Source organism: Timaviella obliquedivisa GSE-PSE-MK23-08B, assembly GCA_019358855.1.
GTDB classification, from domain to species: domain Bacteria; phylum Cyanobacteriota; class Cyanobacteriia; order Elainellales; family Elainellaceae; genus Timaviella; species Timaviella obliquedivisa.
In genome coordinates, this window is record JAHHII010000013.1 from 24,909 (window position 1) to 39,151 (window position 14,243).

At 47.3% G+C, this 14,243-nt stretch carries 12 protein-coding genes; 7 read left to right on the plus strand and 5 right to left on the minus strand.

Going from position 1 to position 14,243, the window contains the following annotated elements; genetic code table 11:
- The first annotated feature begins 66 nt into the window (after positions 1–66).
- Both KME11_18810 and KME11_18815 read left to right on the plus strand, forming a co-directional pair.
- Positions 67–918, plus strand: a complete 852-nt coding sequence (locus KME11_18810; GenBank protein MBW4517263.1) for a sugar kinase — start codon at positions 67–69, stop codon at positions 916–918.
- Between the two features lie 144 nt (positions 919–1,062).
- Positions 1,063–1,935 carry a 3'(2'),5'-bisphosphate nucleotidase CysQ gene (locus KME11_18815; protein MBW4517264.1) on the plus strand — a complete coding sequence of 291 codons (873 nt, stop codon included), beginning with the start codon at positions 1,063–1,065 and terminating at the stop codon, positions 1,933–1,935.
- Between the two features lie 104 nt (positions 1,936–2,039).
- Here KME11_18815 and KME11_18820 read toward each other — a convergent pair whose 3' ends face one another.
- Positions 2,040–2,504, minus strand: coding sequence for a hypothetical protein (locus tag KME11_18820; protein MBW4517265.1), 465 nt, complete (start codon positions 2,502–2,504; stop codon positions 2,040–2,042).
- 376 nt (positions 2,505–2,880) lie between these two features.
- On the opposite strand from KME11_18820, the gene KME11_18825 reads away from it, so the two are divergent.
- Positions 2,881–3,660, plus strand: a complete 780-nt coding sequence (locus KME11_18825; GenBank protein MBW4517266.1) for a PEP-CTERM sorting domain-containing protein — start codon at positions 2,881–2,883, stop codon at positions 3,658–3,660.
- Between the two features lie 118 nt (positions 3,661–3,778).
- Here KME11_18825 and KME11_18830 read toward each other — a convergent pair whose 3' ends face one another.
- Together KME11_18830 and KME11_18835 are read right to left on the minus strand one after the other, a co-directional pair.
- The gene (locus KME11_18830; protein MBW4517267.1) at positions 3,779–4,237 is read right to left on the minus strand and encodes a hypothetical protein; all 459 of its coding nucleotides are present in this window, start codon (positions 4,235–4,237) and stop codon (positions 3,779–3,781) included.
- 126 nt (positions 4,238–4,363) lie between these two features.
- Entirely contained in the window at positions 4,364–6,064 is a 1,701-nt protein-coding gene (locus KME11_18835) for a VCBS repeat-containing protein (GenBank protein ID MBW4517268.1), read from the minus strand.
- Positions 6,065–6,555: 491 nt separating this feature from the next.
- Between KME11_18835 and KME11_18840 the strand changes: the two genes are divergently transcribed.
- Entirely contained in the window at positions 6,556–6,930 is a 375-nt protein-coding gene (locus KME11_18840; GenBank protein MBW4517269.1) for a DUF2358 domain-containing protein, read from the plus strand.
- Positions 6,931–6,950: 20 nt separating this feature from the next.
- Here the strand turns inward: KME11_18840 and KME11_18845 are convergent, their stop codons facing one another.
- On the minus strand, positions 6,951–8,516 hold the full coding sequence (locus KME11_18845; GenBank protein ID MBW4517270.1) for an FAD-dependent oxidoreductase: 1,566 nt from the start codon (positions 8,514–8,516) through the stop codon (positions 6,951–6,953).
- Between the two features lie 243 nt (positions 8,517–8,759).
- Here KME11_18845 and modA point away from each other — a divergent pair, with 243 nt between their 5' ends.
- The 3 genes from modA to KME11_18860 all read left to right on the plus strand — a co-directional run bounded on the left by modA (position 8,760) and on the right by KME11_18860 (position 12,314).
- Positions 8,760–9,554 (plus strand): molybdate ABC transporter substrate-binding protein, encoded by a 795-nt coding sequence (gene modA / locus KME11_18850; protein MBW4517271.1) that lies wholly within the window; start codon positions 8,760–8,762, stop codon positions 9,552–9,554.
- Between the two features lie 12 nt (positions 9,555–9,566).
- Positions 9,567–11,384: a molybdate ABC transporter permease subunit gene (gene modB / locus KME11_18855; GenBank protein ID MBW4517272.1), complete on the plus strand. Its 1,818-nt coding sequence runs from the start codon at positions 9,567–9,569 to the stop codon at positions 11,382–11,384.
- Between the two features lie 90 nt (positions 11,385–11,474).
- The gene (locus KME11_18860; protein ID MBW4517273.1) at positions 11,475–12,314 is read left to right on the plus strand and encodes a HAMP domain-containing histidine kinase; all 840 of its coding nucleotides are present in this window, start codon (positions 11,475–11,477) and stop codon (positions 12,312–12,314) included.
- Here KME11_18860 and KME11_18865 read toward each other — a convergent pair.
- Positions 12,311–14,011: an FAD-dependent oxidoreductase gene (locus tag KME11_18865; protein ID MBW4517274.1), complete on the minus strand. Its 1,701-nt coding sequence runs from the start codon at positions 14,009–14,011 to the stop codon at positions 12,311–12,313. The two genes, KME11_18860 and KME11_18865, sit on opposite strands and share 4 nt — an antisense overlap.
- Between the last annotated feature and the right edge of the window lie 232 nt (positions 14,012–14,243).

A 14,243-nucleotide genomic window follows, 5' to 3' on the forward strand; every position in this document is an offset into this window, starting at 1 on the left:
AGCGTAATGATGAGATGTGGGAGCTTGGCAATGCTAAGTGCCCACATTTTTTTGAGGGACTACCTAATGTCAAAACAGGGACTTTTCGTAGGATTAGTGACGCTCGATCTGATTTATCTGGTGACAGAGTTACCTCAGTGCAATCAAAAAATCGTTGCCTTAGAAGACTTAATGACTGCTGGCGGTCCTGCCACCAATGCCGCTGTTACTTTTAGTCATCTAGGCAATTCGGCAACCCTACTAGGCTCTGTAGGTCAGCATCCAAGCCGCCATTTGATGTTGGCAGACTTGCAAGGTGTCGCGATCGCCGATCTAACGCCCAACCGTACTCAATCGCTCCCCGTTTCCTCTATTTTAGTGACCCAATCGACAGGAGAACGGGCGATCGTCTCCCGAAACGCTGTCCAAGCCCAAGCACCAGTGACAGCAATTCCATCTGACATTTTGAGGGAGGTAGAAATTGTCTTGATTGACGGTCATCAAATGGCAGTGGGGCAGGTTATTGCAGAACAGTCTAACGCCCAGAAGATTCCGATCGTGGTGGATGGGGGAAGCTGGAAGGCTGGTTTTGAAAAAGTTTTACCCTATGTAGACTACGCCATCTGTTCGGCAAACTTTCGCCCCCCTCAATGCACCACATTGGCTGAGGCGTTGGACTACCTGATCGCACTAAAGATTCCTCACATTACTATCACGAACGGTAGCCAGCCGATCCAATATTTCTACCAAGGCATTAAGGGGCAAATTGCTGTTCCTCAAGTTCAACCCGTTGACACATTGGGAGCAGGCGATATCTTTCATGGAGCCTTCTGTCACTTCATTCTAAGCACCCATTTTTTAGATGCTCTGACTCAAGCCGCCGCCGTAGCAGGACGATCGTGTCAATCCTTTGGGACACGACAGTGGATGAGTCGATAAGATATCCTGCCACCCGAGGTTAAGCTGCCTAGTATCAACTCTATAAAGGCGAGTACGTAAAGTTTGACCTCAAGCAACATCCTTTTATAATTAGCTCGGCAAAAGTACAGAGATTGGGGAAAGAAAGTGGAAGCATTGCAAGCAATGACGGAGCAGCCCGTAACAGAAATTTTAGCGATCGCCCGTTCTTTAGGCTGGGGAGCCTCTAAAATTTTACGATCGTACTATCGGGGCGAACCGACCCAAGACGGCGCAGCACGAAATTTAGAGATCCAGGATAAAAAAGATGGGCCCGTCACAGCCGCAGACCTGGCTGTAAATGAATACGTGCTGAACAAACTGGAAGCGATCTTTGGCGAAAACTTTGGCTACCTCAGCGAGGAAACCTATAAAACCACCCGCGAAGCCATTCCTCAAGACTGGGTTTGGATTCTTGATCCGCTAGATGGTACCCGCGACTTTATTGATAAAACGGGTGAGTATGCCTTTCACTTAGCGCTGGCTTACCAAGGTCGTCCGGTGTTAACGGTAGTCGCTTGTCCTGAACTCGAAAAGCTTTACTATGCCACACTGGGCGGTGGAGCATTTGTGGAAACGCCGGATGGAGCTAATCGGCAGATTCATGTATCAAATGGCGATCGGATTCAGGACTTAAGCGTTGTCGTCAGCCGCACTCATCGCGACGATCGCTTTAATGCGTTGCTGCAACAACTCCCTTGCCAAAAGTTAGTTTACGTAGGCAGCGTAGGAGGAAAAATTGCCGCACTCGTAGAGCATCGCGCAGATGTCTACATTTCCCTGTCGGGCAAATCTGCCGCAAAAGATTGGGATATGGCAGCCCCAGAACTGATCTTGACCGAAGCTGGTGGACGCTTTACCCATGAGGATGGATCTCCGCTTTTATACAATCAGGGAGACATAAACCAATGGGGGTGTCTCATTGCCAGCAATGGGCATTGCCACGATGAACTCTGTGCCGAGGCAACCCGTATTCTGTCAAAAATCGACCAGCCTTAGAACTTGAACTCCTCTCGTTCTGTCTAGAGGTTAGGATTCCACCTGCCAAGCTAGGACGAGGGAAGTTGAAAAAAAGTCTGGGGCGATCGCCCATTCTAGAGATGCTACTTAGACTCCTCAGCTTCTAACGTTTGCAGCACGGTTTGCAACTCCTCTGGAGAAACACGCTGCTGCAAAGCTGTCCAACAATGCCCTTTACCGCTGTTCAACTTACCACTGGTCAACAAAGATTGGCTGCGCACTCTGCGTAAAGCACTGATGCAGGAAGAACAATCACAGCCGAAAAGTGTGACCGCAGCGTCGCTTTCTGCTGTCGTAAAATCTGCTGGAGGAACATCAATGGGAATGCTAACCGAAGCCATCGATTTGACATTTCCTTCATGCAAGCTCATTCTGGCAGACTTAAGTTGAGAATCTATGGAGACATCACAAGAGGCTTGTACTGGAACAGAACTTCTAGCCAGCACTAATTCAGAAGCCGAAGCTAGACCCGTCGTCAGTAACATCATTAGCACTGAACTCGCCAGAGTTGGAATAGCCACCAAGCTCAACAGGAATCTGTGGTTCATCAAACAAGTTCCTCACATCATTTTGGAAGATTGTCATCAAAATCATATCCCACTTAATCTGATTTGCAGCAAATCATCGACCTTCAGCCCTGCTCCAAAACTGCACCCGACTTGATGAAGATTAAGGCTAAAACTCGTTGAACACAAACCGTCTCTAGAATGTCATGCAGTTCTCTCTCCCTAGCGCAAGTAAGGGACATTACAGACTCCTTACACCAGTAGAATTTTTGTAAACTTAGTATAAAGCACTACTCCATTTAGAGACATCTACGTGTGCACTGCGTATTCTTGATTCATAGAGGCACAAGTGGATACACGGGTTTATCCCAGGCTCCATGACTTCCTGGATACTCTTCTTACGTCATACAGAAAAACTATGAAACTGCAAATCGCTTCCACTCTCTCTTTGATCGCTGCCACCTTGAGCTTAGCAACCGCTCCGGCTCAAGCCTTCTCTGGCTTCGCTTTTACGACCGACTATTCTCCTAAGCCTGCTGATCCTAAAAGAGACATCATGCTGGAGTCTGTAACAATTAAGTCGACTGGCGAAAAGATTGGTCATTTTGAACTAGTGAATAAAGCAACAATCATCACCAATGGAACAGCTATAGGGCCAGGTAGTTCTGACCGAGGAGATTTGGCAACAGGGCAAGCTCCTTTAGAAAACGCAACTTCTGCAAGCGTAGTCGGTAGCCTGGGCAACTTGAATCTCAATAATATTATTGATACCGAAGACAACCTAGGAGAATCAGTCATTGATGTCTATTTCAAGAGCGCTGCGAAACGCTTTTTCTTCTTTGAGCGGGGAGTTAATAGCGACTTGAAGGTTGACGCACTAGACAAGGATGGAAATGTCGTGAGTACGTACACGATTACTCGTGCTCTGTTCAAAGGCGACAAGGGTGCAAATCTAACAGGCTACAGCATTGATACAACAGAAATTGGTGGAGCACAGAAGGTTGGCAGCTATGGTTTAGAACTCGGTTACAAAGTGGCTGGGCTGCGCTTATCTAGCAATAACACAATGAACGGCCCCGACTACAAAGTCGTTGCAGCTAAGGTTCCTGAGCCTGCAACGATCGCGGCTTTAGGCGCAGTTGTGGGTCTTGCAGCACTGACTCGTCGTCAGAAAAAGCAAGCGGTTTCTGCACAATAAGTTACAGCAAGTCGTAGTCAATCAGAGTTTAAGTCAGTTGATCATTCAGGGAAGTTGGAGGATGTCTAAAGGTTTAGACATCCTCTTTTTTATAATTGATGGGGGAAATGGGAGCGAGTTAGTGGCGATCGCGCTCTAAATCATAGATTACTTTTTCGACATACCAATCTGGCGCTTTACCCGGATATCTGAAGGAGGCTTGGGTAATTAGGCGATCGGCAACTCGTGCGTCTTCGTGGAGGAGGCGGAGAAGTTTGCGTTGAAGTTTAGGGTTAGCCCGCGCGGAACTTGAGGGGATACTAAAGCGGCTGTTGGAGGTGCGCTTTGTAGAAGGACGATTGCGTTCATGAAGTGCTGTTAATGCAACCCCAACCCCAGCACTACCTAAAGCAGCGATCGCTAACACAGCAGCGCCATTAACCTCTGGCACTTCCTCAGTATTTGGACGAGTCAGTTGCATTAGTGTTTCGGATGTAGCGGCAGGCATTGCCTCAGCAACCAGCACGCTACTAACAATTCCAGCTAGCAGCAAAGAAACAGGGTGCGTGAATTTGGCTAGGGCAGCAAGGTGAGGCATCGTAGTTGATCCCGAGGATGGGCGTTAATACGTCTCAGTATGACGGGTCACTATGACATTAGTGTGGCGATTTTGCCAAGCATCATTGTCGAGAATTGGATTGCAATTTAGTCTATCAATTCTCGACTACCGTTGAGTAGCAAAGCTTGCTGCTGTGAGGCTACTGGAGTTTTTGAGAATGGCGAATAGTCCGCCGTTGCCTAAGCCTGCGGTTGCTCCGTTTTCGTTGTAAAACAATTGACCCTGCGAGCGAACATAGGTGATGAGGGCACTGCTAGATTCGGCTTCGGCAAAAGTTGTCACTGTCGCAAAGCTGACTTTGCGAACTGCCGCAAAAGTGGTGCGGTCTAAAACGATGCGATCTTGACGGCGATTAAAATCAAGGATGCGATCGTGCCCATCTGTTGCTTTAAACACTGCCTGGGTATCAAACACAAAACTATCTTTTCCGTCTCCGCCACTTAAGACATCTTTTCCACTTCCGCCAGAAATAACATCATTGCCTGCCAGTCCAGTAATGGTGTCGTTTCCAGCATTACCACTGAGTATATTTCTCTCATTGCTACCGATAATGCGATCTTTCAAGCTCGTTCCCCGGACGTTATTGTAGCCCGTGATCGTTCCGTTCAATTTAGGTGAGCTTTTGACGGTCAATTGACCTTTCGCCAAATTGACTTCAATAGCGGCGCGAGTTTCTTTAGAACCATCCACTTCTCCGGTATCGCTAGAAGTCGATCGCAAGATCACAAGATTGACTTGGTTGAGCAAAACTGCTGCGTTACTCGCACCACTATTAACGACTACAAAGTCTATTTTTTTATCATTATCAAGATCGCCTAGAACTAGGCTTGATGGCTCTAAACCCGCTGTTAATTGAACTTTGGCTGGAAATTCACCATTGCCATTGCCTAACCAGACCGTGGCTAAGCCTGTGCTAAAGTCGGGTGTGGCAATGTCGAGATTGCCGTCGCCATTAAAGTCTGCCGCCTGAATTGACAGGGGCTTGCCATTGGTTGAAAGATCCAATCGGCTCTTAAACGCGCCTTCACCATCGCCTAACAGGACTGAGACATTTTTGCCGCTCGTTGAAAAGTTAGACACAACCACGTCTAGCTTGTTGTCATTGTTGAAGTCCCCGATCGCTGTTGCATTGGGCGCAGTGCCCGGATTACCCACAGAATAGCTGGTAGGGCTACGAAACTCGCCGTTACCTTTGCCCAGTAAGACCGTAATAGAGTTGGCGTAGAAGTTGGCGGTGACAATATCGAGGTTGCCGTCGCCGTTAAGATCGCCCAGCGAAACAGAGTACGGCTGAATGTCGCCTGCTGTCACGCTGCTGCTCTGAAATTCGCCATTGCCTTGATTAAGCAGGATAGAGGCGTTAGTTTCGCCAAAATTAGCGATGACTAGATCAAATTTGCCGTCGCCATTGAGGTCGCCAGCGACGATCGCATTAGGCTGATTACCCACAGTAAAAGCTTTGCCGTTAGTAAAGGTGCCATCACCATTTCCCAGTTGCAAAGAGACTTGATTGGAATTGCGATGGGCGATCGCTACATCTAGTTTGCCATCCCTATTAAAATCCTTTGCCACTATGGCGACAGCGCTAGAGCCACCGGATTCAGAAAGAACAGCATCTGAAAAACCGCCATTGCCATTCCCTAAAAACACAGCCAAATTCTGGCTCAATGCATTCCGCAACGGCACCCCTAAGTCTAGATTGCCATCTCCATTAAAATCACCCAACACAGAAGCGATCGCTTTGCCGCCAAGGGGTAAATCGGCGGTAGTAAAACTTAAAGGGAAGGGATTGCTGATACTGACCATAGAGATGCAAATTAAGGGTAGGAAAGCAGTTGATCGGTAGGGAAATGAACTTCAACAAGCAGAGGATCAGGAGAGAGCATTGAGCCAGTCGCATCCTAATACACTGGGGCGGCATCCCAACCGATCAACTACATATAGCGTGAACTCCGGAAGTGTAGATGCTAATTATGGATTTCACAACACTTTGTTGCAGAATATACAGCATGTTTAGAAGATTACCTTTGGTAAAATCTTAATTATTTCTGCAAGTCTGCCTCTTTAGGGGGAATTCTACTTTTTGACTTCCTACCCTTGAACATGAGAGTTGTATTCTGATGAAACGAGTTCTGCCCTGTCGCCCTGTGGTGTCGATTTTGCTTTGGGCTATGCTAGGGTTTGCTCTGGTCAATTTGATTGCCTGCAATTAACCGATAAAACCCATCAAAGAGTGCAACAAAGGTTATCTGTGCGAGATGCAAATCTATACTCAGTACTGAATTTAACTGAAAATTATGGACATTCTAGAAGTTCTGCAAGCAGACTATCAACGTTTTCCAAAGAACCAGACCTACAGCATTTATGCAGAAGATGTCTATTTCAAAGACCCGATGAGCCAGTTTCGGGGGCGCGATCGCTATCAACGCACGATCCAGTTCATCGACACCTGGTTTACCAACCCAAAGCTTGATCTTCACAAAATAGAGCGCAACGGCAACCAAATTCGCTCCGATTGGACGTTAAGCTGGACAACGCCCCTACCCTGGAAACCCCGAATTGCGATTGGGGGTTGGAGCGAACTTGAAGTGAATCAGCAAGATCTGATCATCTCACACATTGACTATTGGCATTGCTCTCGCCTTGACGTTCTCAAACAGCACTTTAGATGATGTAATTTTTGGTATATCCTCTAAGCCATGCGGCTTTCAAAATCATTTAATTTTTCTGATGCGATTAAATCTGCCTTACCGTAAATTTTGGGAAGCTGCCCTGTTTTCTCTAGGACTTTTCTGACTTCGTGATTGGTAATATCTGCTAACTGGCGATCGCTCCTTAGCGCCAAGCTACAGGCAATGCCCACTCCTTGCCCCACTGCCACATTAAATTCAACGATCCGCCCTGTCGAGCAAGCGTAGCCATCAAACCCCGAAGCCGGACTAACGACTGCTAAGTTAGGGATTTTTTTCATTAAAGCGTGACGAATACCAATGTTGAACAACGGAGGTTTAAAGGATAAATCGCTATTAATTCCTTTGTCATTGGCAAGCTTTTCAATTCCGGCAATCCCACCTCGCACATCAAACGCATAGCCAAAGGTGCCTAATGCTTCGGCATCAGGTACGCCCCCCGCTAACATTTGAGCACCGCTTAGAGGTTCCACAAACCCTGTAAGATTACCGACATGGCGAATGTAGAGTTCAGATCCAGGAACAACGGCTGTAGCGCCTAGAGTTTTAAACCATTGCTCTACAAATTTGAATTCTTGCAGAATATTGGGAGTAGGTTTGGCATCGGCACGGGCGATCGCTTCTGCCTCAGATGCACTCACTTTGCACAACAGCGCATTCCACGAAAGTCGCCCACCCGAAAGAATCGCAATGTTACCATTATCGAGAATAGCCCCGCTCTCCTCTAAAGACAACGAAGTACCCCGGAAAGCATGATAAGCCACCGATAGGGCTTTACTCCGAACATCAATGTAGTCAACGCCTGCAAACATGGGTCGTAGCTTGCCTTGTGCATCGATCATGCCTTTATGAAGCTGTTGAACGAAGATAGAATTATCACCCGCCACAAGATTCAAGGTTTTCTGAGCAGAAACATCAGCGCGGTTCGTATATCTTTGCAGATAGTCATATTCAATTTGTTGGAGTTTTTGAACGGTAATTCCTTCCGTTTCAAACACTAAAGTTACAGGCAATTCCGAGTCAGCCAAGCCCATTCCTGCAAAACCTGGCAGCTTCTGTGCGCCTGCATACTGAGCAAGTTCGGCATTTACCGTCGCATCAACAAACTGTTTGCCCAAATACGTATCGCCATTAGTCAGCCGAATCCCCGTGATCAGGTTACCCTCTTTCACAACTGATTCAATGTCAGCACGGCTGAGAATGGCGGCGTTAACTTCTGTTAGCATTTTTCGCAGCGTGGCATCTGCCTTACGCGGATCAAGGGCAATGCGAACAACGCCCGATCGCTGCAAAAATTCTTGATAAATTGCCGAAGGATCGCCAAACGTATCTAACCCCAAAGAGCGGCGAAGGTCGGGTGGAACGCTGCTGCGATCGAGATAGGCTAACTTGCCGCGCACTAAATGCCCGCCAATTCCCTCCAAAGAACTGCCTTTAAACAGAAGCAAGCTGCGAGGATATCGCCTTGTCTGCCGCCGATGTTCCCTTGCTGCTGCCACCAGGGCAAGCACACCTGGAACCTCATCACCAAAAACAATAAAGTCGTAGGAGCGTGGATTAGAAGGCATAATCAAGAACGTGAATAAGTGAACGACGGTAAACGACCCACCAATTTGTCTTATTTCCCCAACACAAGTACCGTCAGCCGTATCACAAACACACGGCTTTTGTCTTTCTGTTAGGCTCCTTGACAATCAATTTTCTTATTACCAAAGTTTACCTGCCTTCATCCGTTTCGGATCTGTTCTAATGTTATTAAAATCTGTGTTGTTAGAATCGTTAATCATTGAGACTTCCACAGTGTATGGTTTATGAAACGAAGTCGCTTGGCTTTTCTCGGAATTATCTTTGTAGGTTTAGCGATCGCCCTAAGCTGGCGGTCAATGATGCCAACTCCTGCTAGTAATCTCGTTCAAACATCCTTACTGATCTCAGCAGCAGCAAGCCTTAACGACAGTCTGAAAGAAATTAAGCCTCTGTACCAAGCCCGCAATCCCAGTATAAGCCTGACTTACAACCTCGGTGCATCCGGTGCATTGTTGCAACAAATCCAGAATGGTGCCCCGGCTGACATCTTTATTTCGGCAGCAAAGCAGCAAATGGATATTTTAGAAAAAAGTGGAGAACTGCTGTCTGAAACGCGCAGCGACTTAGTAAAGAATCGGCTGGCTTTAATTGTGCCAACGAACTCGCAAGTCGTGACGAATTTCAGCAGTTTACAGAATTCAGCCGTTAAGCGGATCTCGGTTGGAGAGCCTCGCAGCGTTCCTGCCGGACAATATGCAAAGCAAGTTCTCCAGAGGCTAAAGCTCTATGATTTATTAAAGCCTAAGTTCGTTTACGCTAACAATGTGCGCCAAGTGTTGGCAGCCGTCGAGAGTGGCAATGCTGAATCGGGTATCGCTTATCTTACCGATGCCAAGATCTTAGATAAGGTAAAGGTTGCAGTCTTAGCCGCCGAGACAGATCATGATCCAATTGTCTACCCGATCGCCGTCCTCAAGAGTAGCAAAAATCCGCAGGCAGCCAGGGAGTTTGTGCAATTTTTAGAGAGTGATCAAGCACAGTTAGTGTTCAAAAAACATGGATTTATTGTACCGAAATAAAGTGCTTTAGCTATGCCCTCCGATTTATCTCCGCTGTGGATTTCGCTAAAAACAGCGTTACTAGCTACGATCGCTACCTTCTTTTTAGGAATTACCGCTGCGTATTGGATGCTGAACTATCGCGGTAAAGGAAAGCTTTTACTAGAGGGTATTTTAATTTCGCCATTAATTCTGCCACCTACCGTTTTAGGGTTCCTTTTACTGCTACTCTTTGGCAAAAATGGTGCGATCGGCAAAGTTCTGGCTTATTTTAACTTAAGCGTTGTTTTCACATGGTATGGCGCAGTCATTGCCGCGATCGTTGTGTCATTCCCTTTAATGTATCGTGTAGCATTAGGCGCATTTGAACAAGTTGATACTAACTTTCTTGATGTTGCTCGAACTTTAGGTGCATCTGAATGGACAATTTTCCGGCGAATTCTAATTCCCTTATCCCTTCCAGGTATTCTTGCTGGAACGATGCTAACGTTTGCGCGCGCCCTGGGTGAATTTGGCGCAACGCTAATGTTGGCAGGTAATATTCCGGGAGAAACGCAAACTATTCCAATGGCGATTTATTTTGCAGTGGAAGCAGGGGCGACAAACGAAGCAGGTTTTTGGGCGATCGCCATTCTCTGTATTTCAATGTCTGGAATTGTTGCTGTTAATTTTTGGCAAGCCCAAGGGAAATCCCTAAAGCAACGAAAAAAAATAGAGAGGTGGCGCGAAAGACCTTCTGAATCTCCTTCCCCATTTTTAGTTTCTCATTCCTCTGCCCTAATTGTTGATATTCAAAAACAGTTGCATCACTTTCCACTCAATATATCTTTCAGTGCAGATCAAGATCCACTAGGAATGTTAGGTGGATCTGGAGCAGGCAAAAGCATGATTTTGCGCTGTATTGCTGGGGTTGAAACACCAACTCAAGGGCAAATCGTTCTCAACGGGCGCGTGTTGTTTAATTCCGAACGCAAAATCAACCTTCCGAGCCGCGATCGCCGCATTGGATTCTTAGTGCAAAACTATGCGTTATTCCCCCACATGACCGTTGCCCAAAACATTGCTTTTAGTCTGCCAAAAATGCGATCGCAGCAAGTACAGCAACAAGTCAGTGCCCAGTTAGCAGCCATGCAATTAGCAGAGTATGGCGATCGCTATCCTCATCAATTATCGGGTGGACAGCAGCAGCGAGTTGCGTTAGCCAGAGCGTTAGCCAGTCAACCCGAAGCACTCTTGCTTGATGAACCTTTTTCGGCACTCGACACATTTTTACGAAGTCAATTAGAGCAGCACATGATTACTCAATTAACAGACTATCCAGGTGTGACGCTATTTGTGACGCACAATTTAGAGGAAGCCTATCGTGTGTGTCCAAACTTACTTGTGCTACATCAAGGACAAGCGATCGCTCAAGGCGCAAAGCAAGCTATCTTCGATCGTCCGGAAACCTATACCGTCGCCCAACTCACTGGATGCAAAAATTTCTCTCGTGCTGTGGCTCTATCTTCAACTCAAATTGAAGCGATCGATTGGGGTATTCAGTTGCAGGTTGCAGAACCGATTCCTCGCGCCTTGGCTTATGTTGGCATTCGCGCTCATCAAATTATTTTTGTCAAACCGTCAGTTAGCGATCGTCTTGCCCCCAATCTGTTTCCCTGCTGGCTGGCAAAAACCAGTGAAACGCCTCACCGTATGACTATATTCCTTAAATTTAATTCAGCTTCAATTGAGAAACAGGACTATCATCTGCAAGCGGAAGTCTTTAAAGAGACTTGGTTAACATTGAAAAATCGCCCCCATCCCTGGTACGTAAAATTAGATCCATTGCGACTCATTTTAATGAAAGCATGATGAATTGAGTACACTGCATGAGGAAATCGATTTTTACTTATACGATAGAATTCTTGAGGTTTATTCTTCGCACATAATTCGCACATACAAATGAACGATGACTCTGTTCCGCTCAACCCTGCTCAAGAACTTCAAGCCCTTAAAGCTGAACTTCAACGATCGCGCTTGGCTTACCAAATGGCAATGGAAATGGCGCAGTTTAAAGCCGGGTTTCTTGCCCGCGCCTCCCACGAACTGCGATCGCCCATCAACAGCGTCATCAGCCTGCACCAACTCATCCTGGCTGACCTAGCAGATAGCCCCGCAGAAGAACGCGAGTTTATTTCCCAATCCTACGGTGCCGCCGAAAAAATGTTAGACGTGTTAGACCAACTCATTCATATCTCTAAGACAGCGCACGGCACCGAACAACTCCATCTTCAGCCCGTGTCCGTGCACAGCATTTTAGTAGAAGTAAAAAACCTAACGCACTTGCAAGCTCAAAATCGCAATCTGCGTTTGGCGATCGCCCTGCCTAACCCGGAGATTTACGTCTTGGCTGATCCGGGGTGGTTTCAACAAGTGTTGGTGAGCCTGGTTGATCTGCCCATTCGTCTGATGCAAGAAGGCACCATTCGAGTGACCACTGAGGAAGTATTGGCTTCCCAAGAAATCCGCATTTGCATTGAGGACGATCGCCCCAAAAGCTTTTGGAGTGAACCGCTTGACCTACTGCAATTGCTGCAAGCCAAGCAGAACAATCCCTCGCAAAATAACCACTCTAACCACTCAGAGTCTACTCTTCTGCCTTCTCCTGGATTCACCCTACTGATGAACCAAACGCTCATGGAATTAATGGGAGGCAGGCTAGAAGTTTTAGCGGTGCCTTCAGCAGACTCGAACGTCACACGCATTCAATGCTCGATTCCGTGGGTAGCAGGCGAGGATTAGGATACAACGTTTTGTAGTGCCGAAGAACGATGTTCGTGCGTTATTCTCCCAGACGATCGCACCATCCGTAGGGGCTTGCGTTCCGGTACGGCGATCGGGCTATCTGATGGGCTGTCTGCACGGGCGATCAGAATCGTCGTATCCCCCAACTGTTGCTCTGCTCTCGCCAAAAGCTGGGCTTCGGCTCTGCCCTGTCCATAAATCCGTGATAGTCGTCCGGTTTGCGCTAAAACTTGGCGAACCTCGGTGTTGGCAATCTCTGCTAAGGTTCTGCCGCTGAGTAAGGCAAGACTACAGGCAATGCCAACCCCTTGCCCCACTGCCACGTTAAACTCAACAATTCTGCCTGCCGAAGACGCAAAACCCGTAAACCCAGAAGCAGGGCTGACGATCGCCAGATTAGGAACAGAGCGGACGATTGCATGACGAATTCCGACGTTAAATAAAGGCTCTCGGAAGCGTAGGCTGGTGATGCCCTGCTGACTTGCCACCCGCTCAATTCCAGCAATGCCACCTCGCACATCAAACGCATAGCCAAACGTGCCTAATGCCTCAGCCTCTGGGACACCACCCGCCAACATTTGCGCCCCACTCAACGGTTCCACCACATCTGCCACATTTCCCGCATGACGAATGTATAGCTCAGAAGCAGGCGTAACGGTCGTTGCCCCCAAGCTCTTAAACCAGCGCTGCACAAACCCCATTTCTTTCAGCATTGCGGCAGTCGGTTGCGCCGAATTTCTGGCTAAAGCCTCAGCCTCAGACGCATTTACATCAAATAGCAGCGCATTCCAAGACAGCCGATTTCCTGGAAAGACGGCAATATTCGCATTATCTAAAATCGTCCCACTTTCAGATAACGAAAGTTTGGTTCCTCTAAAAGCATGGTAAGCCAATGACAGCGCTTTACTCCGCACATCGGCATAATCATTTCCTGCCCACAACCCTTTAAGATTGCCCTGACTATCTCTCAAATCCTGACGAAGTTGTTGTGCCAATGCCGCATCATTTCCTGTGGCAGCCCTTAACCAATTTTGCGCCTCTTGATCGGCTGGGTTGGCAAAGCGCTGAAGATAAATGGATTCGATCGCCTGTAACCGAGAAACGCTCAACCCTTCAGTTTCAAAGGTGAGCGTTACCGACAATTCTGAATTAGGCAAGCCAAACGTTTCAAACCCTTTAAGCTTACGAACTCCAGCAAACTGCGCTAATTCAGCGTTCACTGTGGCATCAATAAACTGTGTCCCCAAGTAGGTTTCACCTTTGGTTAGATTAATTCCCGCTAATCTGTCGCCGTCTTTCACCACCGAAGCAATTTCCACACCGCCTAACGTATCAACATTAGCTTCCGATAACATTTGTCGCAGAGTCAGATCTGCTCGACGGGGATCAAGGGCAATTTGATTGACACCTGCTCGTTGCAAAAATTCTTTATAAAGGGAAGGTGCATCGCCAAAGGAACCTAGCCCAAAAGATTGGCGAATGTTGAAGGGAACGTGGCTGCGATCGAGATATGACAACCGACCGCGTACCAAATGACCGCCAATACCAAGCTGCCCGTTCCCTTTAAAAATTAACAGGCTACGAGGATAGGAACCCGTTTGCCGACGGTGTTCTCTGGCAGCAGCAACCAATGCCAAAATGCCGGGAACTTCGTCACCAAACCCAATAAAGTTGTAAAGGCGGGGAGCAGGCATAGGGAAATCTCCTGGGTGTGGGTGATGGTTTTAAAAGTCACTACACCCGATAATCTCAGGCTATCCGGGAAGTATCGATTCCCCAGAAGGGTACTTTCTATGATTTTTAATCATAATGCGCCCTGATTCAAGTCCTAACGACATCACGAATCAAGAACACATCACGAATCAAGAACGATTAGACGCAGATTAAACTTTTTAAGCCACAATAGTTAAGGTCTGTCGCTAACCC

What these genes read in the sequence shown, in the direction of transcription:
- KME11_18810 (MBW4517263.1), top strand. Translation starts at nt 67, where the DNA reads ATGTCAAAACAGGGACTTTTCGTAGGATTAGTGACGCTCGATCTGATT.
- KME11_18815 (MBW4517264.1), top strand. Translation starts at nt 1,063, where the DNA reads ATGACGGAGCAGCCCGTAACAGAAATTTTAGCGATCGCCCGTTCTTTA.
- KME11_18820 (MBW4517265.1), bottom strand. Translation starts at nt 2,504, where the DNA reads ATGAACCACAGATTCCTGTTGAGCTTGGTGGCTATTCCAACTCTGGCG.
- KME11_18825 (MBW4517266.1), top strand. Translation starts at nt 2,881, where the DNA reads ATGAAACTGCAAATCGCTTCCACTCTCTCTTTGATCGCTGCCACCTTG.
- KME11_18830 (MBW4517267.1), bottom strand. Translation starts at nt 4,237, where the DNA reads ATGCCTCACCTTGCTGCCCTAGCCAAATTCACGCACCCTGTTTCTTTG.
- KME11_18835 (MBW4517268.1), bottom strand. Translation starts at nt 6,064, where the DNA reads ATGGTCAGTATCAGCAATCCCTTCCCTTTAAGTTTTACTACCGCCGAT.
- KME11_18840 (MBW4517269.1), top strand. Translation starts at nt 6,556, where the DNA reads ATGGACATTCTAGAAGTTCTGCAAGCAGACTATCAACGTTTTCCAAAG.
- KME11_18845 (MBW4517270.1), bottom strand. Translation starts at nt 8,516, where the DNA reads ATGCCTTCTAATCCACGCTCCTACGACTTTATTGTTTTTGGTGATGAG.
- modA (MBW4517271.1), top strand. Translation starts at nt 8,760, where the DNA reads ATGAAACGAAGTCGCTTGGCTTTTCTCGGAATTATCTTTGTAGGTTTA.
- modB (MBW4517272.1), top strand. Translation starts at nt 9,567, where the DNA reads ATGCCCTCCGATTTATCTCCGCTGTGGATTTCGCTAAAAACAGCGTTA.
- KME11_18860 (MBW4517273.1), top strand. Translation starts at nt 11,475, where the DNA reads ATGAACGATGACTCTGTTCCGCTCAACCCTGCTCAAGAACTTCAAGCC.
- KME11_18865 (MBW4517274.1), bottom strand. Translation starts at nt 14,011, where the DNA reads ATGCCTGCTCCCCGCCTTTACAACTTTATTGGGTTTGGTGACGAAGTT.